Below are 3,165 nucleotides of genomic sequence, written 5' to 3' on the forward strand. Positions count from 1 at the left end.
GCTTTAAGCCGTTCTCGATGGCGTCAAGACGGTCTAGACGCAGCAAATCGCTGACGAACCTCGCAAGGGGAGAGTCCGCACCGCTGCCGGAATCCTGATAGATCTGGAGCAACTGACCCAGTAGGGCTTGAGGTAGGTAGCTGCGCTCGCTGAAGAAGGCGGCTTCGGACGCGGCGAGGCTGGAGGCTCTGCCGATACCCTCTGCCGTGACCGTAGCGCCGTACCAGCTCGATGCTGTGTCGGCAGTGGTGAGCGATACGCCACCTTCTTGCGCCGATCGGTGCATCAACTGTGCTGCGTACTTCGGGTCCGCTCGTCGCAGGAACTGGACGCCGCCGGTCAGGGCGAGTTCGATCGCCGAGAGTAGGCTGGTCTTGCCGGCCCCGTTCTCGCCGTGGACGAGGACTACCTGGGCGTCGAGAGGTGCGTGTACGTGGCCACGGATGCTCCGGAAGTTCGTGACGTCCAGTTCCTTGAGAAGGCCGATCATGCCTTATCTTCCTTGATCGCAGTGGCGATGCGAACGGCGATGGCCTCGGCAACTGCGGCATCGCCGGACTCGGCGGCCGCCACGACCGCAGCTAACAAATCGCGATCCACTGCCTGGGGCAGAATCTTCGCTAGCTGCACCTCTGCGGTATCTTCGTTGGCGTCGCTGGGCTGTGCTGGCAGGGACAGGGGAAGCAGTACGCGGATGCCGTCCTCGAGCCGATCCATGTCCATCGTTCCATCCTCGCGTCGCGGCAGGCTATTGACGTGGAGCACGCGGGCAGTTTCCGTGAGCAGTTCGATCTCGCCGGGCAGCGCGGCGCCGGCCAGAATGACGGTTAGGACGTAGCGCGACGCCGTCACGTCGAGGGCGCGGCTCATGGCCTGTAAGCGGTGGCGGACACGCGGGCCGTCGCTGTCGCCGAAGTTGCCTGCCGTCGTATCGACGAGTAGGACAAGATCGAGCGCGCGGCCATGCCGTCCGCGCATCGCGCCGGTGAACTGGAACTCGACCCCGGCGATACGCAGCGGAACAGGCAGGTCATCGTAGCCGGCCGCGGCAAGGCGCTCACGAAGCGCGGCCACGAGAGGCGAGCCGGTCACAGCAGGACCTCCGCGGCGAAGCCGCCGTGCAAGTCGTCGACGTTGGCTGCGGTCCGCAGCAGGTCGCCGATGCTGACGTGAGATGGTTCGACCAATCCCGTCCTGCCGGGCGCACTGCTTGGTGATCTTCTTGAACGCTTCGGCATCGTCTGGTGCCAGATGTCATCGGAATGGATGATCAGCGCATTATCGTTGGCGTAGGCGCCGTCCAACTGCAAGCGCAGAGCCTCCGGCAGGGACTTGACCAAGAAGACCGGGCGCTTGGGTGCCCCCGGGCGGTCGGCCTGGAAGGTAGCCACGCCATCAACCAACGCGTTTCCTGATGGCATCGCGAGCGACCAACGACCGGACGACCTTCCGTGATCCAGCAGCGCCAAGGTCACAGCCAGATGTCCAAGTTTGGCGCTATGGGCGTTCTGGTCGGCAGGGAGCATATTAATCGTCGAGTGGCTGATCGGCTCGTAGGCGTCGGAATTGCGTTGCAGCGTGCCGCTGCGGAATACCGATAGAAGCCGTGACCACGAAGCGATTCCCTGATTGACCGCAGGCGTGCGGCTCTGATCGTCTGCGTCGACAACGGCGCCGTCGGAGACTAGGTCGCGCAGCACGTTCAGCGACTGCGTTAGAGGGGCTATGAGCGCATCCTTGCCGGTAGCGGCAAGCGCGGCGTCCATAAGACTGGTGAGCTTGTCGGCTATCATCTTCAGCACCAACGCGATCAACACCTGTTCGCCCCAAGCACGCATATGGCTGGCGCGATGTATCTCGGCGATGTTCGCGTTGTACGAGGGCCCATAAACCTGACGCAACACGTCGATTTGGCCCTGAGCTATGGTTTCCTCGCAGAAGACGTGAGCCGGCGCGTTCGGATCGGGTGGCCAAGGCCACGGCGTGATCGCGGTGGCTTCCGTGAACACCTGCTGGAGGTTCATGTCCTGTATCGAGAGGCCGAGGACCAGCGACTTCCTGTTCGTCGCAACGTCGCGGACCGTGTTCCGCATCGCCGTGAAGTCCGGATTGTATGGCCACCTTAGGATTTGGGCGTAGCTCCCGGTTAGAAATCGCCGATAGCGTACCTCATTCTCATCGGCGTGGATGATGCAGCCGTGGAACTTGAGGAGGCTTGCTCGACCAGGTGGGTCGCGGAGTTGGCCAGGATCGACGACCACCTGCAAAAGTCCGGGGACGTTGCCACCCAGCCGCTGGACCGCCGCTTCGATGAAGCCGTCCCAGTTCGCGGACGCGATCGTCTGTACGGCGCCTTCTAGAACCAGCATCGCGATGCATAGGTGAGCGGCTCCCGGCGGGGCGGGATGAGCGAACTGGGCGCGAATATCGATGGCCTTCCAAAGGATGAAGTCCGCCGCTTCGTCGGGTATCGGGATGTCGAGGACGCGAGAGTAGCTATTCCACAATGCATTGATGATCACGTCGCGGAGCGCCCAGTCGGCGAACGGGCGATGTAGATCGAGCTCGATGTCTGCCCGCGTTCGTCCGGCGATACGGAGAGCTTCATCGAGAGCAGGAAGATACGTGTCGGCGGTGGCGGGAGCTGTCGCCATCACCCTGATGTATTCGACTGCCGCAGCTACTAGGATCCCGAGACTAGGGGCTTTCCGAGAAATGCCGGAGCCAACCCACAGGGCAAATTCGCCGTTCTCGACAGCCTTTGCGGTGGTCGCGAACTCTCCGTCGAGCTTCGCTAGCACCTCGCGCACAGTGATGTCAGTCGCGCTGGGTGCAAAACTCACAATATGCTTCCCCTTGGCACGACGGAGGTCATCCCCCTGCGTACAGGCTATATTTCTGGTGGACCCGAGCGCAACGTAAATTTACCCGATCTATCCACCGGTTCCGCTGCCGAAACGTGCATGCCGGGATGGGTCGAGAGCCGAATGGCAGCTCTGACGCTGGCGGGGGTCCCAAAGCTCACGGGCGGCATTCGGCTTCGTTGCGCAGTCCGCTCAGGGTCGACAGCGGAACGGCAGCTTTCTATCCGATCGAACCATAAGGCGTCGGTCCGCTATCGGCCCGTCACTTGGTTTCATCCCGTAAGCCGTTCGCGCAGTCTCC

General features: G+C 62.6%; 3 protein-coding genes. All 3 read right to left on the minus strand.

What is annotated here, in order from left to right; genetic code table 11:
- Positions 1 to 490, minus strand: a 490-nt coding sequence (locus AUL36_RS22930) for an AAA family ATPase (protein WP_156418554.1), incomplete at its 3' end; no start/stop codon positions are given.
- Complete coding sequence (locus AUL36_RS22935; protein ID WP_062224576.1) at positions 487 to 1,092, minus strand: hypothetical protein; 606 nt, start codon at positions 1,090 to 1,092, stop codon at positions 487 to 489. The genes AUL36_RS22930 and AUL36_RS22935, both read right to left, overlap by 4 nt.
- Positions 1,089 to 2,843 (minus strand): SIR2 family protein, encoded by a 1,755-nt coding sequence (locus AUL36_RS22940; RefSeq protein ID WP_062224577.1) that lies wholly within the window; start codon positions 2,841 to 2,843, stop codon positions 1,089 to 1,091. The genes AUL36_RS22935 and AUL36_RS22940 overlap by 4 nt, the downstream gene beginning before the upstream one ends.
- Positions 2,844 to 3,165: the final 322 nt, after the last annotated feature.

The sequence above is a fragment of the Aureimonas sp. D3 genome (genome assembly GCF_001463805.1).
GTDB classification, from domain to species: domain Bacteria; phylum Pseudomonadota; class Alphaproteobacteria; order Rhizobiales; family Rhizobiaceae; genus Aureimonas; species Aureimonas ureilytica_A.